The organism is Rufibacter psychrotolerans (assembly GCF_016924645.1).
Lineage (GTDB): Bacteria > Bacteroidota > Bacteroidia > Cytophagales > Hymenobacteraceae > Nibribacter > Nibribacter psychrotolerans.
Genome location: NZ_JAFFJV010000023.1, coordinates 18,266 through 41,688 on the forward strand (window position 1 = coordinate 18,266; position 23,423 = coordinate 41,688).

The 23,423-nt window shown below is 54.3% G+C and carries 18 protein-coding genes and 1 tRNA gene; 11 read left to right on the forward strand and 8 right to left on the reverse strand.

All coding sequences use genetic code 11. From position 1 onward, the window contains the following. Positions 1-101 precede the first annotated feature (101 nt). The gene (locus JT718_RS18700) at positions 102-1,142 is read right to left on the reverse strand and encodes a PhoH family protein (protein WP_205504323.1); all 1,041 of its coding nucleotides are present in this window, start codon (positions 1,140-1,142) and stop codon (positions 102-104) included. A 110-nt stretch (positions 1,143-1,252) separates the two neighbouring features. Between JT718_RS18700 and JT718_RS18705 the strand changes: the two genes are divergently transcribed. From JT718_RS18705 to JT718_RS18745, 9 genes are all read left to right on the forward strand, one after another. Further along, positions 1,253-2,029 carry an SAM hydrolase/SAM-dependent halogenase family protein gene (locus JT718_RS18705; protein WP_205504324.1) on the forward strand — a complete coding sequence of 259 codons (777 nt, stop codon included), beginning with the start codon at positions 1,253-1,255 and terminating at the stop codon, positions 2,027-2,029. Positions 2,030-2,163: 134 nt separating this feature from the next. Further along, entirely contained in the window at positions 2,164-2,460 is a 297-nt protein-coding gene (locus tag JT718_RS18710; protein ID WP_317195530.1) for a putative quinol monooxygenase, read from the forward strand. A 318-nt stretch (positions 2,461-2,778) separates the two neighbouring features. Continuing rightward, positions 2,779-4,299 (forward strand): catalase, encoded by a 1,521-nt coding sequence (locus JT718_RS18715; RefSeq protein ID WP_205504325.1) that lies wholly within the window; start codon positions 2,779-2,781, stop codon positions 4,297-4,299. An 85-nt stretch (positions 4,300-4,384) separates the two neighbouring features. Continuing rightward, positions 4,385-4,951 (forward strand): glutamyl-tRNA reductase, encoded by a 567-nt coding sequence (locus JT718_RS18720; protein WP_205504326.1) that lies wholly within the window; start codon positions 4,385-4,387, stop codon positions 4,949-4,951. Next, a complete protein-coding gene (locus tag JT718_RS18725) occupies positions 4,864-5,619 on the forward strand; it encodes a glutamyl-tRNA reductase (RefSeq protein ID WP_205504327.1) in 756 nt (251 codons plus the stop codon). Before JT718_RS18720 ends, JT718_RS18725 begins: the two co-directional genes overlap by 88 nt. A 12-nt stretch (positions 5,620-5,631) precedes the next feature. Continuing rightward, on the forward strand, positions 5,632-6,735 hold the full coding sequence (gene hemH / locus JT718_RS18730; RefSeq protein WP_205504328.1) for a ferrochelatase: 1,104 nt from the start codon (positions 5,632-5,634) through the stop codon (positions 6,733-6,735). A 22-nt stretch (positions 6,736-6,757) separates the two neighbouring features. Continuing rightward, positions 6,758-7,279 carry an ankyrin repeat domain-containing protein gene (locus JT718_RS18735; protein WP_205504329.1) on the forward strand — a complete coding sequence of 174 codons (522 nt, stop codon included), beginning with the start codon at positions 6,758-6,760 and terminating at the stop codon, positions 7,277-7,279. A 251-nt stretch (positions 7,280-7,530) separates the two neighbouring features. Next, positions 7,531-8,064, forward strand: a complete 534-nt coding sequence (locus JT718_RS18740; RefSeq protein WP_205504330.1) for an iron-sulfur cluster co-chaperone HscB C-terminal domain-containing protein — start codon at positions 7,531-7,533, stop codon at positions 8,062-8,064. Between the two features lie 50 nt (positions 8,065-8,114). Continuing rightward, positions 8,115-8,198: transfer RNA gene (locus tag JT718_RS18745), tRNA-Leu, on the forward strand. A gap of 244 nt (positions 8,199-8,442) precedes the next feature. Here the strand turns inward: JT718_RS18745 and JT718_RS18750 are convergent. From JT718_RS18750 to JT718_RS18760, 3 genes are all read right to left on the reverse strand, one after another. Next, positions 8,443-8,997: a transposase gene (locus JT718_RS18750; RefSeq protein WP_205504331.1), complete on the reverse strand. Its 555-nt coding sequence runs from the start codon at positions 8,995-8,997 to the stop codon at positions 8,443-8,445. Between the two features lie 235 nt (positions 8,998-9,232). Beyond that, positions 9,233-12,850 carry an ABC transporter permease/M1 family aminopeptidase gene (locus tag JT718_RS18755; RefSeq protein ID WP_205504332.1) on the reverse strand — a complete coding sequence of 1,206 codons (3,618 nt, stop codon included), beginning with the start codon at positions 12,848-12,850 and terminating at the stop codon, positions 9,233-9,235. Next, positions 12,847-13,776, reverse strand: coding sequence for an ABC transporter ATP-binding protein (locus JT718_RS18760; protein ID WP_205504381.1), 930 nt, complete (start codon positions 13,774-13,776; stop codon positions 12,847-12,849). The genes JT718_RS18755 and JT718_RS18760 overlap by 4 nt, the downstream gene beginning before the upstream one ends. Before the next feature lie 452 nt (positions 13,777-14,228). Here JT718_RS18760 and JT718_RS18765 point away from each other — a divergent pair, with 452 nt between their 5' ends. Then, positions 14,229-15,335, forward strand: coding sequence for a sensor histidine kinase (locus JT718_RS18765; RefSeq protein WP_240337173.1), 1,107 nt, complete (start codon positions 14,229-14,231; stop codon positions 15,333-15,335). After that, on the forward strand, positions 15,304-16,029 hold the full coding sequence (locus JT718_RS18770) for a LytR/AlgR family response regulator transcription factor (protein WP_205504333.1): 726 nt from the start codon (positions 15,304-15,306) through the stop codon (positions 16,027-16,029). Before JT718_RS18765 ends, JT718_RS18770 begins: the two co-directional genes overlap by 32 nt. A gap of 260 nt (positions 16,030-16,289) precedes the next feature. On the opposite strand, the gene JT718_RS18775 is transcribed toward JT718_RS18770, so the two are convergent. The 4 genes from JT718_RS18775 to JT718_RS18790 all read right to left on the reverse strand — a co-directional run bounded on the left by JT718_RS18775 (position 16,290) and on the right by JT718_RS18790 (position 23,423). Further along, the gene (locus JT718_RS18775; protein ID WP_205504334.1) at positions 16,290-17,210 is read right to left on the reverse strand and encodes a class I SAM-dependent methyltransferase; all 921 of its coding nucleotides are present in this window, start codon (positions 17,208-17,210) and stop codon (positions 16,290-16,292) included. A 190-nt stretch (positions 17,211-17,400) separates the two neighbouring features. Beyond that, the gene (locus JT718_RS18780; protein ID WP_205504335.1) at positions 17,401-19,080 is read right to left on the reverse strand and encodes an amidohydrolase family protein; all 1,680 of its coding nucleotides are present in this window, start codon (positions 19,078-19,080) and stop codon (positions 17,401-17,403) included. 6 nt (positions 19,081-19,086) lie between these two features. Further along, positions 19,087-21,906: a S8 family serine peptidase gene (locus JT718_RS18785; protein ID WP_205504336.1), complete on the reverse strand. Its 2,820-nt coding sequence runs from the start codon at positions 21,904-21,906 to the stop codon at positions 19,087-19,089. A gap of 194 nt (positions 21,907-22,100) precedes the next feature. Further along, positions 22,101-23,423 (reverse strand): ATP-binding protein, encoded by a 1,323-nt coding sequence (locus JT718_RS18790; RefSeq protein WP_205504337.1) that lies wholly within the window; start codon positions 23,421-23,423, stop codon positions 22,101-22,103.

A 23,423-nucleotide genomic window follows, 5' to 3' on the forward strand; every position in this document is an offset into this window, starting at 1 on the left:
TCTGGTCTGTTTCCCAAAAAAGCACTAAAAAAAGGGCTGGGAAGAAAAGGCGTGTGCAGCCCTCTTCCCAGCCCTTTTAGAGCTGATGTACGCCCGTTTCCTTAGTCCTCGTACCGGCGGAAGTTCTGGCGGCGGCGGGGCGCATCCTGAAAATCGGTCTCCGACTTTTCCCGTTCCTCACGCTCCTTCTGCTTCTGCTCGTCGTGCTTGGTATAGGCGGCCACAATGCTCTTCACCAAACGGTGACGCACCACGTCCTCGGCCTGCATCTCTACAAAGCCAATGCCTTTTACGTCTTTGAGCACGTGCATGGCCTCAATCAAGCCCGATTTCTGGTTGCGCGGCAAGTCAATCTGCGTGCGGTCGCCGTTGATCATCACCTTGGAGGTAGGTCCCATCCGGGTCATGAACATCTTGATCTGCATGGGCGTGGTGTTCTGGGCCTCGTCCAGGAGCACAAAGGCGTTGTTGAGGGTACGCCCGCGCATGTAGGCCAGCGGAGCTATTTCTATGATTTTGTTCTCATAGTAATATTTCAATTTCTCCACCGGAATCATCTCCTCCAGCGCGTCATAGATGGGCCGCAGGTACGGGTCTACCTTGTCCTTCATGTCGCCGGGCAGGAACCCCAGGCTTTCGCCGGCTTCCACCACGGGGCGCGAGATGATGATCTTCTTCACCTCTTTGTTCTTGAGCGCGCGCACGGCCATGGCCACCGAGATAAAGGTTTTACCGGTACCGGCCGGCCCCAGGGCAAACACCAGGTCGTTCTTGGCCACGGCCTCCACCAACTTCTGCTGGCTGGGCGTTTTGGCCTTGATCACGCCGCCCTTGCTGCCGTAGACAATCACATCGGGCGAGGTAATGACCACGTCATCCTCAAAATCGTTATCAGCGGTCAGGAACTTGTGCACGCTCTTATCGGTGATTTTCCCGTACTGGTGATAATGTTCAATCAGGGAAGAAAGGATTTCGTGGATTTTGGTGATCTCAGGGGTCTGGCCCTGAATCTTAATCTCGTTGCCGCGTGAAATGATCTTGCTGCTGGGGAATGCGGCGGCCAGCTGCTTAATATTCTGATTCTCAAGACCTAGGAAATCTATTAAAGAGACATTCTCCAGGGTTATCGTTTTTTCTACCAAAGGCTATTTCCGTTTATTAAAGTGGTTTTAAAACCAATCTACTGAAAATATAGTAGATTTGTTATAAGACAAAACTAGAAATAATTAAGTTCTTTTGACCAGCCGTTCCCATGGGAATTCTCACCTTCTTGTCAGACTTTGGAACCACAGACCACTACGTGGCCGCCGTTAAAGCTAAAATCCTGACAATCAACCCCGCACAAACCATTGTAGACATCTCGCACCACATTGAGCCGTACAATATTGCGCACGGGTACCATGTGATCAATGCCATTTACCGGGACTTTCCGCAAGGAACGGTGCACCTCATTGGCGTGGACACCCACGGCACCAGCAGCGGAAAGTACCAGGTGGCCCGCCACCACGGGCACTACTTTGTCTGCGCCGATAACGGGCTGCTGTCGCTGCTCACTGACAACGAACCCGAGCAGCTGATTGACCTGCCCGAGCAGCCCGACACCTCCTCGCCGGCCCGTGACATCATGGTGCCCGCCGCCGTGGCCCTGGCGCAGGGCGCCACCATGGCCGAGCTGGGGGAGCTGGCCACCGGCATGGTGCAGCTCCTCAACCGCCAGCTTCGCCTCAACGACCACTCCATCATTGGCCACGTGGTGCACGTGGACCACTACGGCAACCTTATCACCGACATCACGCGCGACAGCGTAGACGCCATAGGGCACGGCCGCCGGTTCTCCATCCACTTCAACCGCGAGGTGGTAAACAAAATCAGCACCCGTTACAACCAGACCAACGAAGGCGATTGCGTGGCCCTCTTCAACCGGCAGAATGTCTTGACCATTGGCATCAACAAAGGCCACGCCTCTGAGCTGCTGGGCATGTACTTTGACTCGCCGGTGGAAATCAGATTCGCCAGAGACCCGGCTTAGGAATTTAGAAGTAAGAATGAAGAAACGCTTTACCGGATGCATCAACCGTTACCCTTTCCAACTTTCACCCACTTCCGCAAGAGCCCCTCGGCAGGGTTTTTAACTCATACATCTTACTTCGTAATGCTCAAGGAATGGCCATGTTGATACGAGTGGTGCGCATGACGTTCAGGGAGAAAAAGGTACCCGATTTTCTGGACCTGTTCAGGGCCTCCAGAGACAAGAACAGCGCGTTTCCCGGGTGCCGAAGCCTGGAGCTGTTGCAGGACTACCACCTCCCCCATGTCTACAGCACCTACAGCCAATGGGACTCAGACGAAGCCCTGAACAACTACCGCAAATCAGAATTGTTCGGGAGTGTCTGGAAACCAACCAAAGCCATGTTCGCGGAGCCGGCGCAGACTTTCTCTTTCAAGCCTGCTGAATTGTAGGCTAAAGTTTTAGAGCTGTTTTCCTAGATTTAGCCTGTAAACGGCTTCACCAATTTAGCTTTCATTTTAGATGCTTGACTTCAAGCAGTCAGGTTAACTTTCTACTGCGTTTCGGGGCTGATTTATGGAAATCAGCCCTGAAACGTTTTTCACTCCCAATCTATAAAATTTCTCTTCACCTCTTTTTCTTGAGTTTCTGACTCTCAAGCCCTCACACAACTTTATAGCAACAATCTATAATAGTATAAATAATATCAATTTGAACTATCATAAGTAACCCGGCACCTTTGGGGCATTGATTCATTAACCAAGCCCAAAATGCTTAGAAAACCATTACTCTTATTAACCTTCTTGGCCAGTAGCCAGTTGGTTTTTGCGCAGAAACCGCTTACCACCAACACTGGTGCTCCGGTAGGCAACAACCAGAACTCCAAAACCGCCGGCGAGAACGGTCCGGTGCTGCTGGAAGATGTGCACCTGATTGAGAAACTCGCTTCCTTTGACCGTGAGCGCATCCCGGAGCGCGTGGTACACGCCCGCGGAGCCGGAGCCTTCGGGGAATTTGAGAACTACGCAGACTTCTCGGCCTACACAAAAGCCTCTCTGTTCAACACGCCAGGCAAGAAAACGCCGGTGTTTGTGCGCTTCTCTACCGTGGTGCACGAGCAAGGCTCGCCCGAAACGTTGCGTGACCCGCGCGGTTTTGCCGTGAAATTCTACACCGATCAAGGCAACTATGACCTGGTAGGCAACAACCTGCCGGTGTTCTTCATTAGAGACGCCATGAAGTTCCCGGACATGGTGCACTCGTTCAAGCCCTCTCCTATTTACAACCGCCAGGACAACAACCGCGTGTTCGATTTCCTGTCTAACGTACCGGAAAGCACCAACATGCTCACCTACCTGTACCAGGACCTGGGCATTCCGGCTAACTACCGCCAGATGGATGGTCATGGGGTACACGCCTTCAAATGGGTGAATGCCAAAGGCGAAGTAACCTACGTGAAATACAAGTGGACCTCGCAACAAGGCGTGAAAACCCTGACCGGCGCCGAAGCCGCGCAGGTACAGGCCCAGAACCACAGCCACGCCACCCAGGACCTGTACACCGAGATCAACAAAGGCAACTTCCCGGCTTGGGAGCTGTCGGTGCAAATGATCAAACCGGAAGACTTGGACAAGTTTGACTTCAACCCGCTGGACCCTACCAAAATCTGGCCGGAGAGCATCGCACCTAGCAAGAAAATTGGCAAGATGACCTTGAACAAGGTACCCGATAACTTCTTTGAATCTGTGGAGCAGGCCGCGTTTGCGCCGGGCACGCTGGTACCGGGTATTGAGCCGTCAGAGGACCGTCTGTTGCAAGGCCGAGTGTTTTCTTACTTTGATACGCAACGCTACCGCCTGGGCGGAAACTTCCAGCGCATTGCCGTGAACGCGCCCAAAGTGGAAGTGAACAGCTTCAACCAGAATGGGGTCATGAGCAACCGCACCACCAAGTCAGAGGTGAACTACCAGCCCAGCACGTCGCAGCCAAGCTTCGTGGACAACAGCCAGTTCAATTACTCAAGCCAGAAAATCAACGCCGAGACCATGCAGCGGGCCATTGGCAAGCAGAACAATTTCCAGCAGGCCGGCGATCTGTACCGCTCCCTTTCAAAAGTGGAGAAAGACCACCTCATCAATAACCTGGCCGGCGACCTGAGCCAGGTGCGAAACAAAGAAATAGTGAATAGAATGGTGAATTACTTCTACCAGGCCGATGCCGATTACGGTACCCGCCTGATCAAAGCCCTGAAACTGGAGAAAAGCCAGGTGCAGGCGCTTACCCAGAAATAATTCTACTAAACATACCGGGTCAAGCCGGGCAGTTTCTGTCCGGCCTGCCTACTTCCTTTGCTTCAACCTCCAAAACTAAATTCCCGTGAACACTCTGCAGGTGATCTCCCTTTCCCATGAAAACGCTTCCCTGGCCTACCGCGAGGCGCTCCAGCTTTCCGCGCCTGAAGCAGACCTATTCATGCTGTCTTTAAAGCAGAGGGATCTGGTGACTGGGTTGGTAGTGGTCACCACCTGCAACCGCACCGAGGTGTACTTTGAGTCTGAAGGCACTCCTACTACCCTGATTCAGGAGGAACTGCTCTCCTTCAAGAAGATTGAAAACCGCGCGATTTATCAAAAACTGTTCAAAAACATTCGTCAGAGCCAAGACACTTTCCAGTACCTCCTGGAAGTAGGCATAGGCCTACGCTCCCAGGTGCTGGGCGACCGGCAGATCATCAGCCAATTAAAGGCCAGCTACCAACAGGCGCATGCCCTTCAGGTGACCAGTCCGCTTTTGCACAGGGGTTTCAATCCTTGTTCAAGACCCACAAACGGGTGCATAACGAGACTTCTTTCCGGTTGGGAGCATCTTCGGTGGGCTACGCCGCGCTGGAGCGGGTCACTGATTTCTTCCCGCGCAAAACACTTGCCCAGAAGAAACTGCTGATTATAGGTACCGGCCAACTGGGCACCGATGTAGCCCGATACGCCGCTTCGTTCGGGTTTACCCAAATCACCCTGAGCAACCGAACCCTTGCCAAAGCCGAAGCTCTGGCTTCAGAAGTGAAAGCCAGCGTGCTGCCGTTTGCGGCATTCGCAGAACAAATTGCTTCGTTTGACGTGATCGTTTCCTGCGTGAGCGGTGGCGAAGTCCTCTCATTACAGAGCTTCCAGAGCTTACCGGAAAAAAGACGCGTGTTGCTGGATTTGGCGGTTCCGCTGAGTTTTCCTGCGGAAGTGGGGCAACTGCCGGGCATTTCCCTGGTAAACATGGATGAACTTCTCTCTAAAACCCAGGCGGTGCAGAAAGTGCGCGAAGACGCCATCGCGGAGGTAATAAGAATCATTCGGGAAGACGTGGGCACCTTTGAAGATTGGTTGCAGGATGTACCCGTGACCCAAGCCCTTCAGGAACTTAAGCGCTACTTTGCCACCGTGCTGGAAGCTGAACTCCAGAATCATTCCCAAACCCCCACCCCCCAACTCTCCCAGTCACTGGCCGAAGCCGCCCTCCAAAAGCTGCTCCGCCGTCCGGCCAAAACCCTGAAAACCAGCCAGGGCCCAAACCGGCAAGTGCTGCTGGAATCTTTGCAGACGTTATTCCAACTTGCCTAAACCCATATACCCATGTCTCTGATCACCAAAACCGGCGTCTTGTTAGTGAACCAAGGCACCCCAGACAGCCCTTCCGTTGCCGATGTGCGCAAATACCTCCGGCAGTTCCTGATGGATGAACGGGTTATTGACCTTCCGTTCCTGAAGCGTTGGCCCTTGGTGAACCTGGTGATCGCGCCGTTTCGGGCTCCTAAATCCGCGAAGGTGTACCGCCAGCTCTGGACCTCTCAAGGCTCGCCGCTGAAAGTATACGGATACCGCGCGGTGCATATGCTGCAGGCTTCGCTGGGGAAAAGTTACGTGGTAAAGCTGGCCATGCGCTACCAGAACCCTTCTATTGAAAGTGCGCTGGCCGAGTTCAAAGCCTTGGGCATTACTTCGCTGGTGGTAGTGCCGCTGTACCCGCAGTACGCCTCGGCCACTACCGGATCGGTGTACCAGAAGGTGATGGAGACGGTGAAAGACTGGACCGTTCTGCCCCAGATCCGGTTTGTGAACCAGTTCTGGGAGCATCCGCAGTTTATAAGGGCTTTCGCGAAACTAGGCCAAAAACACCTGGACCAACAAACGTACGACCACGTGGTGTTCACTTACCACGGCCTGCCCGAGCGGCAACTGCACAAAGACGAGCAATTCAAAAGCTGCGAAGAGGCCCATTGCCAGCATTCGCTGCACGAAGGCAACCAGTTCTGCTACCGGGCACAGTGCTACGCCACCAGCCGAGCCATTGCCTTGGAGCTAGGCATTCCAGAAGACCGATACACCGTCTGTTTCCAGTCCCGGTTGGGCAAAGATCCTTGGATTCAGCCCTACACCGAGGACGTGATCCGTAAGTTAGCCGCCGTTGGCACCAAAAAAGTGCTGGTGTTTGCGCCTTCCTTCATCGCCGATTGCCTGGAAACCACCATTGAAGTGGGCGGGGAATACAAAGAGCTGTTTGAGGAGCTGGGCGGCCCCCACTGGCAACTGGTGGAAAGCCTCAACGACAATGCCTCCTGGATTGCCTGCCTCCACCAACTTGTAACCCAGTTTACCCCTGTTTCGCAGAAAACGACCCAAAAAGCCTTTCACGCCTTTAAACGCTACCCCAGCATCCATTCCATTTCCCTAAACTGATAAGACCCAATAGTCCATACTCATGAAAACCCTTTTATTAAAATTAGCTTTCTTCTTTTTACCCGCCACCCTATTCGCGCAGAGCGCAGATCTGTTCTCCGCCGCCAGAACCGGCAACGTGGCCGCTATTCAGCAACTGATTCAGTCCAAAGCCGATGTGAACGCCACCGATGCCAAAGGCTTCACGCCCCTGATCCTGTCCGTGTACAACGGTCAGCCGGAAACTGCCGCTGCCCTGCTCAAAGCCGGGGCCAACGTGAACCACCAGGACCTGACCGGCAACACCGCCCTCATGGGAGCCGCGTTCAAAGGCCACCTTGCCATTGCCCAACTCCTGATTGACCACAAAGCCAACCTGAACCTGCAGAACGGAAACGGCGGTACCGCCCTGATGTTCGCCACCATGTTCGGGCGGAATGACCTGGTGCAACTGCTGCTTCAGCACGGCGCCGATGCCTCGCTCAAAGACCAGCGCGGACTCACTGCCCTGGCGCTGGCGCAGCAACAAGGCAATACCCAGGCGGCCGTCCTGCTGCAGAAATAACGAGGAGTACGTTCTAATAACAGAACAAACTCCCTTTCCATAGATCCGCAAACGGCCGGGGCGCTGCCCCGGCCGTTTGCTTTTACAAGCAATTAGGAACCAATCTGCTATCCCCGTTGCTCCTTCTGTTTCAAGGCTGTTTTTACCAGATCATCCCTAAAACAAAACAATTCAGCGGGAAAGAAGTAATTTTACCCAGCACGGCTTTGATGAGCCTTGCCCTTAAACACGCATCCTAACCCAGGTAGCCCATGAACTACTTCCAATTCTATGAAATACCGGAAAGCTTTCTGCCCGATGAGAAAGCCATCCAGACCAAATACTACGCCCTGAGCCGCGAGTTCCACCCCGACTTCTACACGCTGGAGTCACAAGAAAAGCAGCAGGAGATACTGGAGAAGTCTACCCTCAACACCAACGCCTACCGCACGCTCTCCCACTTTGACCGCCGCATGCAGTACATTCTGGAGCAGCACGGCCTGCTGGAAGAAGGCGGTGACAATGACCTGCCCCAGAACTTTCTGATGGAGGTGATGGAGTTGAACGAACAGCTGATGGAGCTGGAGATGGACCCGGATCCGCTGCAGTACAAGATTGTCTCTGACCAAACCATGCAACTGGAGGGCGAACTGAAAGCCGAGATCTGGCCGGTACTGGAAAAGTATCCAACGCTACCCCCTGAGGCTCAGTCCGAAGCCCTGAAGCAGGTAAAAAATTATTATTTGAAGCGCCGGTACCTCTTGCGTATTCAGGATTCATTGGCTAAGTTTGCACCACATTCCTGATAAGCACCGCGGAAACGCACCGTTTACCAGGTTCTACCGAAAGAGTACTTGCCCAGGTGGCGGAATCGGTAGACGCGTTGGTCTCAAACACCAATATCTTCACGGATGTGCCGGTTCGACTCCGGCCCTGGGTACTCCCAAAGCCTTGTAAACGAAAGTTTGCAAGGCTTTTTTTGTTTATCATAGGATTTGTAGCGTCGTTACCCTGTAACGACGTGGTGCTACGCACCGGTTACCGTTTCTATCTGCTTGAACCGCCTTAGCAGATGAGCTCTTTTATCAATGCCCAGGAGAAAGGCTTAATCCTAGATCACCAGGCTTGTTTCATGGAACCACGTCGTTACAGGGTAACGACGCTGCATTTGGTTATTCTCCGGTTCAAGGTTTATAGAACCGATCCTCTTGCCATTTGGATGGGTTGTTTAAGATATAATCTTCGATGAGAATCAACTCTCGTTGATTCCTGATAATGCAGTCATGGAATCGGGGTTGCCACCCGAACGGTTCGGTGCTCACGCTCCTGATCATTTTGGTGCAGGTAGATTTGTATAAGCCAATCACATGAGAAATGGAACCTGCCTTCGGGGCTAATTTGGCCATAAACTCGTTTTTGCTGGTAGCAGGTTTATTGGGCAATATTAACAACTCGTTCCTCAAAATGGATTCAGCCTCCAGCCCAATTATTGCATGCACATGGTTCGGCATCACCACAAATTCGCCCAAAAATACGGGAGGTATATGCTTTGGCAGGTCAAGCCAATAATCATGGGCAATCTGCCCCTCATCAGACAAAACCATCTCCCCGTTCACCACCTCGCCAAAATATGGAAAGCGGTCTTGCGTACAAATGGTGATGAAATACAAACCTCCAAGCCGGTAATCATAGCCCCTCAGGCGACGGGCGTTTTTGCTGAAAGCATCATATTTTGACATGGAAGAATAAACGAAAAGACTGTCCTCCTGTTTTCAGCCTCCTTTTCTAAAATAAGCCCATAACCAGAACTGTAGCGTCGTTACCCTGTAACGACGTGGTTGTTCGCAGCACCAACCATACCTCCCTCTTATGCCGCTCCCTGCAACTGAAACTAACATTTTTGCCCAGGAAAACGGAATGTTCAAGAAGAGCCGTTTTTGTTGCATGGAGACACGTCGTTACAGGGTAACGACGCTACAGTTCTATTACATTATCCTTCAGGTTCCAGTCAATCAGCAGGTGATTGGGGTCTATACCCACTTGTGAGGGCTTGTCTGGCACTGTCACCGTGATGGTCTGCTGTTTAGAATGAATGAAATGCTTCTGCAGGTAAAGCGGTTTGCCTAGTTCCTCCCCTGGTTTGGCAGGAGCGTAAATTCCTACTTCCATCCAATCCTTTAAAGGAACTTCCTTCTCCAACCCGGCTTCGCTTACCACCGTTTTGCGGGCTTGTACGTGGAAGCTCACCTGCCAAGTGCCTGCTTTGGTCTGCTTCACAGTAATTTGGTTTGCCTTAAGGTCCCAGAAGGTGTTGGCCTTGAAGAGGTCGTGGAGCAGGTACTGGAGCGAGTCTGGGGTGGCCGCTTGCAGTTTCTGATAGAGGTCAAGCGAAGTGGCGAACGGAACTTTGCCTGGGGGATGCTTTTGAAGCAAGCCTCGGAGCGCCCCGTTTACCTTGTCTTTACCGATGTACTGGCTCAGCGCATACAGCGCCATGGGGCCTTTGCGGTAACTTTGATACCAATCGTCGGCGTGCAGGAGCGGCAAGGCAGCTTTCGTCTGCGGGTTCTCGTACTCCTCCATCAAGAAATTTAACAGCTTTTTCTTGTGCGCTGGCCCGTAAGCTGCTTCCAGCACGCCCATGGCCGAGTACCAGGCAAGGCTCTCGGAAATCAGGCCGGCTCCCTCTACATAGGCTTGCTTGAGCTGGTTTCCCCACCACTGGTGCGCTACCTCGTGCGCCACCACGGCCGTCACCAGGTCAAAGCCACGCTCATCCGCCTCCGGGTTCAGGAGGAAAAAGCTTTCCTCCGCTGTAATATTGATGGGCGCGGCGTGGTTCCCGAAACTGTACCCGGGATGCGCCACAAACCGAAGCTGACGGTGCGGGTAGGTCCCAAACTGCTTCGTGTAGTAGTCCAGCGAAGCAATTGCGCTCTTGACCATCCGCTCGGGGTTCTTTGTAAGCCCCGGCGGATAGTAAATCTGGATGGAGACCTCCTGCCCCGAACCAGCCGATGGGTTTCGCCATTTCCCCTCCTGCACTGCGTAGTTTGCCGAAAAAAAGGCATATTCATTCCGGATTGGCGCCTCTGTGGCGTAATGGAAGTAGCGGCGGCCGTCTTTGGTCCAGGTTCGGCGCAAAGTGCCCGGTGCCACTACATGCTGGTTGGCTTCGGTACCTACAGTGGCTTCAAAGCTGATTCGCTCGGGAAAAGTGGCATACCGTCGGGCGGCCACATCGTAAAGCGAGGCGGTGGCGGGCCGGGGTGCCAAACCATATTGTTTTCGGGCGGCAGCCTCATCCAGTTCCCGGTAGGGCTGGTACCCGATGACTGGAAGCCACTCCATATTCCGGAAGTAGGTTCCATTTTCCCGCACCTGCGCATCGGCTCCGTTATTGGTAAAACCCTGGGAATTATAGGTTACCTGAAAGCGGAGGCGCAGCGAATCGCCGGGGTGAAGGGGTTTTGCCAGGGCGTACATACGGAAGCCGAGCTCCTCATCCAAGAGCACCTCCCTGGCGGGTCGGTCAATGTGAACCGATGTTGTTTCAACGCCCGTCCCCGGCGCCAGATGCACCGAGTCAATGGGCACCTGGCTCTTATTCACCAGCAGGTAAGTGCCCGCAATCTCCACCTTCCGCTGGGAAGGGTACATTTCTACCTGCAGGTTTACACCGGTGAGCAAAGGCTGGGGCATGTTCTGGTATAGCTTATAGCGATGCTCATAAGCCGCCCGTTGCGCCTCTAAGGCGGAGGAGTTGAGGTAGTCATGCCGCACGTTGGTGTTATAGAAGATATAGCCGCCCAACAGGAGAATCCCTTCTACCGCTACGGCCGTGGTCACCGCCGTGGTGCGGGTAAAGCGACGACGGGCCAACTGCAGCCGCGCCTTTACACTTTGTTCCTGGCCACGTACCCAAAACAACCTTGCCACTACCGCCAGCAGCAGCGCCCACGCTACCCAATAGGCTTTAAACCACAGCCAAGGCGCCACCGATGGGCCAAAACCGCCCATGCTGGTATATGACCATTTGGGGCTAGACCCGAATACCAGGAGCTTGTGTTCTAGCCCCAGACTCGGGGCATACATCAGGAGACCAAAAACAAGTAGCATCACCAAATGCCCCAGGTACTTTTGGTTGACCATCACGTGCACTACCAGCGCCAGCAGGGCAAAGAGCAGGCATTCTATTAACTGAAACCCGAAGAGCACTTTCAGGTACAGGCCTACCTCCACCTCGGCTCCGCCGATGCTGATTTGGGCCAGAATTCCGGAAAACAGCAGGAAAACGAGGCTGGCCACTAGCATGAAACTCAGCGATACATACTTGCTCAGGAAAAGCACCCATTCGGGCACCGGTGCCGCATTAGAAAGCTGGTGGAGGCCGCTTTCCCGTTCGCGCCAAACCAACTCGCCGGCGTAGAAAATGACGAGCAGGAAAATAACCATCCAGAACTTTCCGGGCTCGGTGAAGGGAGCCGCCAGAATCGTTAACACTTGGTCGGTTCTGGGCAGCATAGGAACGCCCTTGTTCTTTAGATTTCCGGGCATCGCCAGACCTACCACCAGCGCAATAAAACCCAACAGCAGCAACCCGGACTTGCCTTTTGCCAGTGCCCAGAAGGAGTTTGAAGTGAGAAGCTTCAACTGGTGCAGGTGGGTTTTGAAACCGAAGCTTCCCCGCCCCTGCGGCAACGATTCTGCTCTTTCCCAGGTCAGCCACGGCAGTGCAGCTTTTGTAGTAGTTGGCTGAAGGGTCTGTTTCCGTTTTTGGCCTGTTTCCGGTAAAATGAACTGAAAACGGAAATAGATGAGCACCAGCATACCCATCGCCAAGCCTAACCATAGAATACGGTTTGCCAGAAAGGCTCCCTCCAAGGTAAGAAGGCGTGTATTCGCCTCCAGAGGGCTCCATTCAAGGCTTAAATGGCTTAGTACTGGCGTAAAACCCATGGGATCCACGAGCGTTCCCCAATCTACGGGGCCCTTTATAACGCCCAACCCCTGCCCCACCCCGTAGGCCGCCACAAAAAGGAGAATACCACCCAGATAACTGGCCATGGCTTTGCGGGTAAGGGCCGCCATAGAAAACTGGATAGCTGTGGCGATAAAAGCGTTGGGCAACACCAGATAGAAGTAGGAACTGAGGTAGGCCGATAGCCGGAACGGACCTAAGATTTCGGCCTCTATGCCAGTGCAATAAATAGTTAGGAAGATACCCGCCGGAATGCCCAGCAGGACGAGCACGTTGAGCAGAAAGGCTGCCAGAAACCGCCCGCCCAGGTAGTTCCTTTTGCTGGCGGGCGAGGTGTAGGTGAGGGAGAACATGCCCGTCTGCACATCTCTCGCCGCCGCATCGCCCGCTACTGCCCCGCTCATCAACAGCCAGAAAACGCAGCATAAAACAGTGACAGCCGCAATAACAATGGGCGCATTCAGCAGGACATACCCTTCCCGCGCATCAGAAGCGTAGTTGGCCGTGAGGAAGAGGTACGCCAGCACGAACACGACCGCAAAGTACCCCCACGTAGACACCTGCCTGAGTTGGTAGGTAAACTCCAGGTGAAAAATCTTCCGGAACTTCATGGCTGCACCTCCTCCACTTCTTTCAGCGTTGCGTGTTGCCCCTGCACCCCGGTCATGGCGCTGAAGTACACATCTTCCAGATCTGGGGCTACGGGCTCAAAACTGTTGCCGGGTTCAACCGGACTATACACGTGCACCAAGGTGCGCCCACCCAGGGACTTGGCAGAAATGACCTGGTGCTCCTGTGCTATGGCAGATAACTTATTTTTCTCAATGAGCGTGCGCCATACCTTCCCTCTCAACGAAGCCACCGCCTCGTGCGTCTGTGCCTCCAGCAGAATTCTGCCTTTGTTAATGATAGCCAGGTTGGTGCACAGTTCAGACACATCTTCCACGATGTGCGTGGAGAGAATCACCACACTGTTCTCGCCCAACTCACTTAGCAAATTCAAAAACCGGATGCGCTCGGCGGGGTCCAGTCCGGCCGTGGGTTCGTCCACAATCAAGAGTTTGGGATTGCCCAGCAGCGCCACCGCCACCCCGAAACGTTGCCGCATGCCGCCCGAGTAGCCGCCCAGTTTCTGTTTGCGCTTGTCCCAGAGGTTGGTTTGTTTCAGCAGTCCCTCGGTCACTTCCTTGCGGGAGGCCCGGTTAGTAAAGCCTTTGAGCACCGCGAAGTAATCCAGCAATTCCTCAGCGGTGGCTTTGGGATACACCCCGAAATCCTGCGGCAAATAGCCGAGACTCTGGCGCACTTCCTCCTTCTGGTTCACCACATCCAACTCTCCCAAGAATATCTGCCCGTGGTCCGGCTCCTGCAGCGTGGCCAAGGTGCGCATGAGCGTAGATTTGCCCGCCCCATTAGGCCCCAGTAAACCATACATGCCGGGCGGAATGGTCAGCGAAATGTTCGTCAAAGCCTGAACGCCGTTGGCATAGGTTTTAGAAACGTTCCTAATTAGCAGGCTCTCGGTGTGGTTTTCCATATTTTTCATGCTTGTGCAGTTGAATGTTTCCAGAGGTAGGTTTATTATTTCAGTTTTTGGTTCTGGCTTGTTTTTGGAGAATCATGCCAAATCCAGGTAGTTCACAGCCATTTAAAAGCAACTCTGATTCATTTAGCTAGTACCCCCTCGCTCGCCTCTGGCGAGTGTGAGTTACCCGCGGCCTCTGGCCGCTTGTCTGCAAATTCAATCCATTCCTTAGCGGCGGGACGCCGCCTAATGACTCACACTCGCCAGAGGCGAGCGAGGGCTCTTTATGCAAGACCTGCCTTTGAGAAATCAGAATGACAATCCTTTTCCCGCTCCTTTCTTGGGTAAAAGAACCGACTTCCTAACTGAGCGCAAAAACTGATATGCAGCTACTAGAAACCAATCGACGAAGGTCGGCTTTTCATCCTTGAGGGCACTGGCAGGTTGGGGTTTGCCTTTCATAGATGAAGAAGAGGAACTGGTCGAGTAGAGGTACAGGGGCGGCGGGGAAAAGGTATCTTTGTTTTATGCAGAGAGTCAAAAAAATCTTCCGGCTGATTCACCTTTTCGTCTGGACGCTGTTCACCTTTTTGGTGGGCCTGCAATTACGGACGGATGACCAATCTTACTGGCTACCCCTAACAACAGGGTTTATGCTGACGGCTTTGTATGTTTTTTACAGCCACTTCTATCTCCTGACCAAGTACTCAGGACAGAAAAAGAGGAAGGAGTATTTTCTAAAGCTGGCAGCAATTTTCTTCACCGGCCCTTTCCCATTCGTAATTTTACATCCTAAAACCTCTGGTACATGGGACCTGTTCTTGGGATATTATCCTGTAACGTTGTTGACCATAGTTCCCATTTTTCTCTTTCTCGGTTGGCTGGCCCGGGTCACCGAGACGCTGGTGCTGAATACCATCAGAAAAGAGCAGTTGGAGAAACAGGCGGCGGAAACAGAACTGCACTACCTGAAATCACAGATAAACCCCCACTTCCTCTTCAACACCCTCAACAACATCCACACGCTAGTCTACAAACAACTGCCCACGGCTCCTGAGGCCGTTTTGCGCCTGGCCTCCCTGATGCGTTACATGATTTATGAATCCAACGCGCCCACGGTGCCACTTACCCGGGAGATCAACTACCTGCAGGATTATATAGGCTTGCAGCAGCTCCGGTACAAAAACTCACCAGTGGTGGACCTGACTGTACACGGTACGCCGGAAACCTGTGAAATTGCTCCCCTGTTGTTCATTCACCTCCTGGAGAACGCGTACAAACACAGTCCTGCCCGGCTGGAACCCGGCGCGATAAAGGTCAAGGTGGAAATAAAAGCTGATTCGCTTACCTTTCAAATTCAGAACCCAATTAGTACTAACCAGAAGAAGATGGAGGTAGAGGAACCCGGCGGTATCGGATTAGCCAATGTCCGGAAGAGGCTGCAATTACAATACCCGGGGCAACACCGCCTGGAGATCCATCACACCGGTGAAACGTTTGGGGTAAATCTGGAAATTAACGGTACGCACGCGCACATCCATGAAAGAGAAACTCAACTGCTACATCATTGATGACGAGCCTTTGGCCCAGGAGATTCTGGAAGAATACGTAGCCAAAGTTCCTTTCCTGGAATTGAAGGGCACCTTCATGAGTCCTTTGGAAGCAGCGGAAAACCTGAAAAAAGACAAACCAGACCTGCTCTTCTTGGACATCAACATGCCGGACCTGGATGGGCTCAGCTTCATCCCCTTGCTGAACCCCAAACCCATGATCATCCTGACTACGGCTTACGACCAATATGCGCTCAAAGCCTTTGAGTTGGAGGTGAAGGACTATCTGGTGAAGCCTTTCTCTTTTGAGCGTTTTTACAAAGGGGTGCTAAGGCTGTACCAGGAACATAGCGCCAGTCAGGTACCTGCAAAGAAAGAAGTAACCGCCGAGTCTAAAAACGAGCCCGAGTACCTTTTCCTGAAGGTGGGTCACCGCATCCAGAAAGTTGCCATCCGGGACATCTTTTTCATAGAAGGAATGAAGGACTACCTCCGGGTGCATACCGTCCAGGAAAAGATCATGACCCTCACCAGTTTCGCCAAACTGGAAGAACTGCTGCCGCCCCAGAATTTCGCGCGCGTACACCGGTCTTTTATGGTGGCCATTGACAAGATTGACCACATTGAGAAAAACAGGATTAGCATCGGGGATCAAATCATCCCCATCAGTGATACCTACGCCGATGCATTTTATAGAAGGCTGAAGGGGATTTAAGTAGAAAGGTCCTTCCTAGCTTCCCTGTTATGATTGAAATTCCACTAGAAATAAGTAAGTGTTCATGATCATCGTAAAATCTGATACTATCTTACTAATGCTCCACTAAAAAGATTTTGCTGTGGTTTGCTAGAGGTGAATGGGACGTTGTTTGCCTTTACTTCTGACAAAACGGGTGGAAAACGTACTTGCTCGCCTCACAGTGTTTTTCACCCGTTTTGCCAGAAAAGACTCCAAAACAGCACATACCTTTGCTGTAGTTAGTTTGGTTTTTGCAGCAGAAGGGCGGTTTGGTGGTCGTGGGCTGCCGGGGTGACCGAGACTACCCTCGCGAACCTGGACCATTTCTTCACCAGGTACTCCCTATTGTAGAAGATCTGTGAGGCCGGGTCTGAGCAGATGGTGAAGTACACATACTCCTGCCCCTGCACCGTCTGCTTCTCATAAAACTGCCGCACCGCCTCCACGAAGTCACAGAACAAAGGATCGTCTTTATACTTAGTGAACATCAGGTCCAGCGTGTGCTCGTCGTGAATGGTGAGATAGGCGTACCCACCTTTCCGCAGGATGCGTTTTATCTCCAGAAACCAGGCATCCGCCAGGTCGGTGATGTGCGTGAAAACCGAGCCGCAGTACACCAGGTCAAAAGAGTTGTCTTCAAAGGGCAGGTGCGGAGCCGTGGTATTAGTCAGGAAATAAAAAGGCTCCTCAAAGTTCTGCTGACACCAATTGATGTACTGAGCATTAATGTCACTGCCCCAGAGCTCAGTTTTACCTTGGGTGATAGGATAATGCCGTAACATGCGCCCGGCGGCGCAACCTAAATCCAGCACTTTGGTCAGGGTTTGGGGCGTTTCGTTCGCGTTTTTCAGGATATTTAGCATCACGCCCATGTCCTTTGCGCCGCCTTGCAGATATTCTTCCTCCCTTTCGGCGTAGCCTTCCCAATACTTTTGGGGAGGAACGGGCAAGCAGGAAGCAGAGGCTCTTTCGTCTTTCTCAACGGGTACCATATAGTCAGCGGTGGCCGTGTTGTAGGGCAACAATTTACCGGTGATGAAGGAGTTGTCCAGAATTCGGCCGTCCATGGGCAACAGGCGCTGCTTTACCATTCCTTCCACCAAGGGCTGCACCGCATTGCCCATTTTGGTTCTAACTGTGTGCTTGAGTTTTTGTATCATTTATTTGAATTAGTAGGTCTTTAATAAAGGGGTTCCTCTTTTAGCTTATCACTCCTTTAGTTATACAATAATAGGGTTAAATACAATTTACTATTCAACTATCCCTACGTAACTCACTTACGGCGCAAACTTCCCGTTGCTGATTTTGACCCGTTTTCCTGAAAACAGCCCTAAAACAAGCTAACCAGCGCTACAGCACCGTATGCCAGTTGCACAGGTACCGGATCATGAACCGCTGCCCGTTGCCGAAGAGAAAATCCTGGATCACCTGTTCCAGGAACGCCCGGTTCACCGTACCGTTGGGGTTGTAGCGCAGGGCTTTCACCTCGGGGTTTGGCAGGAGGTATTTATCGGCCTGGGGCAGATAGACCATCAACTGGCCCCTGAGCCTGCCCAGCTGCGTCACGTCTTCGCACCCGTTGATGGGATTGATGAGCCCATCAAAGTCTGAGCCGATGCAGAGGTGGTTCCAGGGCGAGGTGCCTTCCACCCAGTTCAAGTTGGCATAGCCCACCCGCGCCGCGTGGACCAGGTGCAGGCAAAGCAGCATCACGTGGCGCTCCTGCTTGGAGGGCGTCAGGCTCTTCCGGGGCTCGGCCCGTTCCTCGCCGGGCAGTTTTCCGTCCCTAAACATCCGCTCCCACTCGGCCCGGGCCACAAACTCGCCCTCGTAGTACCGGTCGCGTGCGCTGTCCACCGCCGGGTTGGAGGCGCCCAAAATGCGCTGGTCCAGGCTGATGCCCATCATGCCCCCCGACTGCATGATCTCCACAATCTCCTCGTCAAACAGATTGATGGTCCACGGATTGGCAAAAAGCCCGCGGTTGATGAGGTCATTGGTCCGCCCTATTTTCCGGTTCTCCGGCTCCACCAGGCTGATAGGCACCCCCGCCACCACCGAATGCGAGGACCGAAACTGCTTCCGCTCCAGGTAATCGGCCACGGTGGTGAAGGTAAACCCGGTGTGCGACGAGATAATAGGCAGGCGCTCGGCGGCCGGGTACTGAACCAGCAGCTTTTCGCGGTACTGGTAGAAATCCAGCCGGGTGTACAGGCTCATGTGTTTCACATCCAGGAGAATGGGCTTGGCTGCGTGGGTCAGGGCCTGGGTGATGACCTTTTTCCCCAGCTCGGTGAGGCCCAGCCCCAGTTTGGGCATGAAGTCTTCGCTATGGAACGCCAGCTGCGACATCTTGTTCAACCCTTGCGCGAACCCACCCAGGGGCTGCTCTGGAATGTAACTCAGGTGGCACAGGTTCAGGCTGATAAAGTCAATGTCGGTGCGGTCCTGGATTTCACGCAGCTGCACCTCCGGGTTGCGGGACAGCGCGCCTTTCCGGATGGGCACGTCGGAGAGGTTGTGGCCGCCTTCCATGGAAAAAGCCAGCCATTTGGTGCCGTTTGCGGCCAAACCCGTTTCAATTTCCTGCGGCGTTTTGCCGGTCCAGTCCTCCCGTTTTAAGAACCTGATGCCGTATCTCTCCTTCAGTTCCGCCTCTTGCTTCAGGTGAAAGTCCACCTGGTTTTTGAACTCCTGGTAATAGGAAACCTGGCTCCTTCTGGTTTGCTCAAAAATGGAGAATTTCAGCGGCAAAACGCCCGATAGGTCCACGCCCGCCACCTGCAGAATGCGGTTGGCAAAGGCGTGCTCCACGCTCAGGATGCCCGTTACACCCAACGCCAGCGCACTGTTCTTCACTTTGCCCGGCGAGGACTGGCTGTCAAAGGGCCCGCCCAGCACATCGTTCAACAGATTGGCGACGCCGGTAGTTTTCAGGTCCTCGTTCAGGTCCAGTTCGCCCCGTTGGAGGTCTACGCCAATGTAGTGTTTGAACAGCAGATGGAAATGAAAGTCGAATAGCTTCTCCATGGGCCTCTATTTAGCGGATGAAAGGATTAGTTCATGGAGAAACTGGTAGCGCTCCAGCGAAGTGGGTGCCCCCACAGCCTCCTCTGACTCCACGGACCGAAACCCTGCAGGAAACAGAGTCTTCTCCAGCTCCTGCGAGAACTCAGACAAACCTGCTTCCTCCCCCATCAACGCTTCCTGGTTTCCGCGCCGCACCCCGAAGATCCAGCCGTGCACCCTGTTCCAATAGGTTTTCACCAGTTCCTGGTAGCCCTGCAGCGAGGCAAAGAAGGCGTGCTCGTTCCAGCTGTTGTAGGCGTATTCCAGCTCTTCCGGCGGCAGAGGCTGAGTGGCCAAGAGCGTCTCCATGTCCAGGATTCCGGCCCCGAAGCCTTTCCGGGGCAATCGGTTTTTCCTGCGGGCCGAACTTTTCAGCGCCTGCCGGAAAGCCTCCACCCTTCGCCAGCCGGCATAGGCGGGGGAGTTGAGGGTATCCTGGTAAGCGGCGAGCCAGTACGCGGCGGCGGCGGCAACGTGCGGGGTGGCGTAACTGGTGCCGTTCCCGTAGGCGAACGCCTCCTGCAAGGGGTCTCCCAACCGGTTTTCTTTCCAGATGGGTACGTAAACAGCCTCGCCGGGCGCGGTGATATCTACCCGGTCACCCCGGCTGGAGCCGGCCCAGTCGCGGTCCAGCGGATTGGAGGCCGCTACCGAGATAGCTCCTGGAAAAACCGCCGGCGCCACCACGGCCTGCACCACGTTGCCCGCGGCACAACACCAGATCACGCCTTTGTCATAGGCCTTTTTCGCCATCTGGGCCGTGCCTGTGGTGGGCGGCAGCCCCATGCTCATGGTAATCACGTCAAATCCCTGGCTGATGGCCCGGTCCAGCGCCGCCGCCAACTGCTGCTGCCGGTCCAGGATGATGACCGAATCGGCGATGCGGTACGGGACCAGTTTAGCGCCCGAGCGGGTCAAAAGGCCCACGTTCCCTTCCTGGGGAATGAGCGTGTTTTCCCGCCCAATCAAGAGGCTGCCGGTTCGGGTGCCGTGCCCCGGAAACTTCCCGAAACCCTGGGTCAGTTGGTCCAGCGCATCGGTTTCCCGGGAAGCCTCCACAAAGTTGACATCTAACTCAAAGTCAAAACCGCCCTGCACTTTGCGATGACGGGAGTAGCCGGTGTCAAACTGCACCACCCTGATTCCCTTCTCCACCGGCAGCCGCAGGTTCTGCGCCGTGAGCGCCTGGTCAAACCCGGTGGCGGCCCAATTCCATTTCCTGAATTCCAGCGGCGTTTTGTCTTTGACATAGTCGCTTTGCCGGTTCGCCTTCAGGAAATCGGCCTCCTCTACGGTGTCAGACTTCAACGTTTTACTCCCCGTGGACTCCAGCACGGAACTGGTTTCACCGGAGCCCAACACCAGATTGGGGTCGGCGTTCAGGCGCAGCGGCATATCCACCTCGGCGGTTAAAATCTGGGGGAACGAAACAAGTTTCTGGGCCTCTTCCTGCGGATTGTCTTGGAAGGAAACCTGCAGGTGAAATAACTCTACCTCGCCTTCCGTGGCCGAGGCGGGCATGGACAACTGCAGGACTACCCCAGCGCCGTACCGCTGCAACAGGAAAGCTTCCAGCTGTTCAATGGTTTCTGGTTTGTTTAGGGCCGAAATCAGAAAATCAGCCGTTTTTCGGGAGGGGGTGGTTTCTGGGGAGGTGGGTGCTTTGGGCTCAGGGGCGGTGGTTTTAGGTGTAAAGCTTGAGTCCGATGCATTTCCGGAAGAAACCAACAGCGAAGCCAATGCCGGTGAAGGGGAACTCCCGGCGGTGGCTTTTCTGATCTCCTGGGCCACGGCCTGGGTTTTGGTCAGGAGCGTCTTGCGGCCGTTTTCCATGGTGGGGGGCAAAACCGCCTCAGCAACGGCTTTCACAATCCGGCTGATTTTGATGCCCTCGTTCCCAAGCCAGGCGATTTCCCCGTCGGGGGTGGTGGGCGACGCCACGGCTCCGGTTTTGGTGAGCACGCGGTTCTGGCTGTCGGTGCGGGGCAGGCCCGAATGGTGCAACGCGATCACCTCACAGGTGCCCAGGCCCACCACCATGGAGCCCGACGAGCCCGGCAGCGTATCTGATTCATAGACCAGCCGGGTGCCGGTCTCGGAGAAGAAGGCAATGTCTTTCAGGACGATCTTTTTGGGCAAACCCTTGGGGTGCTGGATGATCACGCAGCCTTCGCCCTTAATGATTTTGCCCAGGTTGCCGTCCAGGAACACCGGCGGAAAGCTGCTCAGGTTCTCCCCCGCCTCGCCCGTCCGTTCCACGCCAATGAGGGTGAAATCCAAACCCGAGTGGGGCTCCCCCGCTTGTTCGGTTAAAGTGGAGGTCAGGAAGAATTTGCCGGGATTTAACCGGAAACAGGCCGAGTCTTTAGGCACCTGGTTCGCGTCCAGCTCATAGTTGAACTCGGCCAGCAGGTCTTTGGCCGCGGCTGCGGTCTCCAGCACGTGGTGGTTGGTGAGCAGAATGTCCTCGGCCACCAGAAAACCGGTCCCCACGGGATTGCCCTTGTGCAGAAGGCGGCACACGGCCCGCGCCATCTCAGACAGTTTGTCCAGCACGAATTTGTCCTGGAAATTGGCGTGCTCCATGACCCGCTCCAGCGCCTGGGGCATTGATTCTCCCTCGCGGGCGATGCGGTACTGCACCCGGGTGAGGTCATCTTCCATGCTGACCAGCGGAATCTTGCCCTCTTTCACCAGCGCCAGCTTGCGGGCGCCTTCCTCAAACTTTGGCTCTTTGCTGCCGTACCGGCAGGCCACTTCTTGAATTACTTCCCAGTGGGTGATCATGGTGTACCAGGTTAAGCGTCTGAAACAACCCGAGCGCTTAAGGCACGCTTTCGGGAAAATGCACTGAAAATGGCAATGGACTCAAGCGAAGAAAAGACTGGCGGCTGCCTTCCATTAAGATACAGAAAGTTCTGTCAATCAGGCAAGTTCAAGCACAGAAAGTTGATTCTGGTGAGAAAGCCATCCCGCTGGGTCTAGCCCATTTTACCCTCCTTCTCCAGCTCTTTTCTGATGCCCGCCAGCAGGCCCTCCTCGGTGAGGGTATTCCGTTTCTGGGCCAGCGCCTCCAGGCACACCCGCTGCACCACGTTGAGGATGCCGGCCCCGGTGAGTTCGTACTTCTGGGCGATGCTTTCCAGTTCCACCTGTTTGGCCAGTTTGAGTTGCTTGGGTAGCGAGTTCTTCCAGATGACCAGGCGCTCCGCCGCCGAGGGTTTGGGAAAATGTATGACGGAGTGGAAGCGCCGCAGAAAGGCCTCGTCCAGGTTGCTTTTCATGTTGGAGGCCAGAATCACCACGCCCGCGTATGTTTCAATGCGCTGCAACAGATAGGAGACTTCCTGGTTGGCGTACCTGTCAAGGGCATCGCGCACGTTGGTGCGTTTGCCAAAGAGGGCATCGGCCTCGTCAAAGAACAAGATCCACTTTTTGTGCTGGGCTTTGTCAAAGATGCGGGCCAGGTTCTTCTCGGTCTCCCCAATGTACTTAGACACCATCTGCGAGAGGTCTATCCGGAAAACGTCCAGCCCGGTATGTTTGCCCAGCAAGGTGGCGGTGAGCGTTTTACCGGTGCCGGGCGGACCGTAGAAGAGCGTGCGGTAACCGGGTTTGATCTTTTTGCGCATGCCCCATGAGTACAACAGGGTGTCATTGTGCTGCAGCCACGTAAGGATTTCCTGGACCTGACAACGCGTATGTTCATTGAGGATAAGGTCGGTCCAGTCTTGCTCGGTGGTGAGTAGTTCGGCGGCAAACTCGGTGGAGAACCGGGGCGGAGAAACTTTGCCCAGGGTGAGTTGTTCCACCACTTCCTCGTCCAGCAGCAGGCGGCCGCTCATGACCGGTTCGCCGGGTTTCACCGCCTCCAGCCGCAGGAAACCGTTTTGCCCCAGTGGCCCGGTATGGCTTAGGAGTTCCTGCACTTTCAGGCGTTTCTCCACGTTCTCGCCGGCCAGCACAAACAAGGCCGTTTCGCCGGTGGGCAGGATGCCGCGGTGGTTGGTGCCTTTCACGCCCCCAAATTCGGGGAAATCGCCACCGTCGGGCAGAAAATTTAGGATGATGTTGGTGTAGAAGCCGGGGTTCAGGTGCGGCGCCAGGGCTAGCAGCACTATCAGGAGCTCCTCGTCTTTCAGGGCCGTTTTCCTGAAAACACGCTGAAAACAATCGGCCTGCAACAGAGCCCGCAGTTGGGCTTTGTCATACAGGAGTTCGCCGTTGACACTGCCGGTGAAGTGGCGCAGCCGGTGGTCAATGACCAGGGACGTGAAATCCAGGAGCTGTTGGTGAAATCCCAC

What these genes read in the sequence shown, in the direction of transcription:
- JT718_RS18705 (WP_205504324.1), top strand. Translation starts at nt 1,253, where the DNA reads ATGGGAATTCTCACCTTCTTGTCAGACTTTGGAACCACAGACCACTAC.
- JT718_RS18710 (WP_317195530.1), top strand. Translation starts at nt 2,164, where the DNA reads ATGGCCATGTTGATACGAGTGGTGCGCATGACGTTCAGGGAGAAAAAG.
- JT718_RS18715 (WP_205504325.1), top strand. Translation starts at nt 2,779, where the DNA reads ATGCTTAGAAAACCATTACTCTTATTAACCTTCTTGGCCAGTAGCCAG.
- hemH (WP_205504328.1), top strand. Translation starts at nt 5,632, where the DNA reads ATGTCTCTGATCACCAAAACCGGCGTCTTGTTAGTGAACCAAGGCACC.
- JT718_RS18735 (WP_205504329.1), top strand. Translation starts at nt 6,758, where the DNA reads ATGAAAACCCTTTTATTAAAATTAGCTTTCTTCTTTTTACCCGCCACC.
- JT718_RS18740 (WP_205504330.1), top strand. Translation starts at nt 7,531, where the DNA reads ATGAACTACTTCCAATTCTATGAAATACCGGAAAGCTTTCTGCCCGAT.
- JT718_RS18750 (WP_205504331.1), bottom strand. Translation starts at nt 8,997, where the DNA reads ATGTCAAAATATGATGCTTTCAGCAAAAACGCCCGTCGCCTGAGGGGC.
- JT718_RS18755 (WP_205504332.1), bottom strand. Translation starts at nt 12,850, where the DNA reads ATGAAGTTCCGGAAGATTTTTCACCTGGAGTTTACCTACCAACTCAGG.
- JT718_RS18760 (WP_205504381.1), bottom strand. Translation starts at nt 13,776, where the DNA reads ATGGAAAACCACACCGAGAGCCTGCTAATTAGGAACGTTTCTAAAACC.
- JT718_RS18765 (WP_240337173.1), top strand. Translation starts at nt 14,229, where the DNA reads ATGAAGAAGAGGAACTGGTCGAGTAGAGGTACAGGGGCGGCGGGGAAA.
- JT718_RS18770 (WP_205504333.1), top strand. Translation starts at nt 15,304, where the DNA reads ATGAAAGAGAAACTCAACTGCTACATCATTGATGACGAGCCTTTGGCC.
- JT718_RS18775 (WP_205504334.1), bottom strand. Translation starts at nt 17,210, where the DNA reads ATGATACAAAAACTCAAGCACACAGTTAGAACCAAAATGGGCAATGCG.
- JT718_RS18780 (WP_205504335.1), bottom strand. Translation starts at nt 19,080, where the DNA reads ATGGAGAAGCTATTCGACTTTCATTTCCATCTGCTGTTCAAACACTAC.
- JT718_RS18785 (WP_205504336.1), bottom strand. Translation starts at nt 21,906, where the DNA reads ATGATCACCCACTGGGAAGTAATTCAAGAAGTGGCCTGCCGGTACGGC.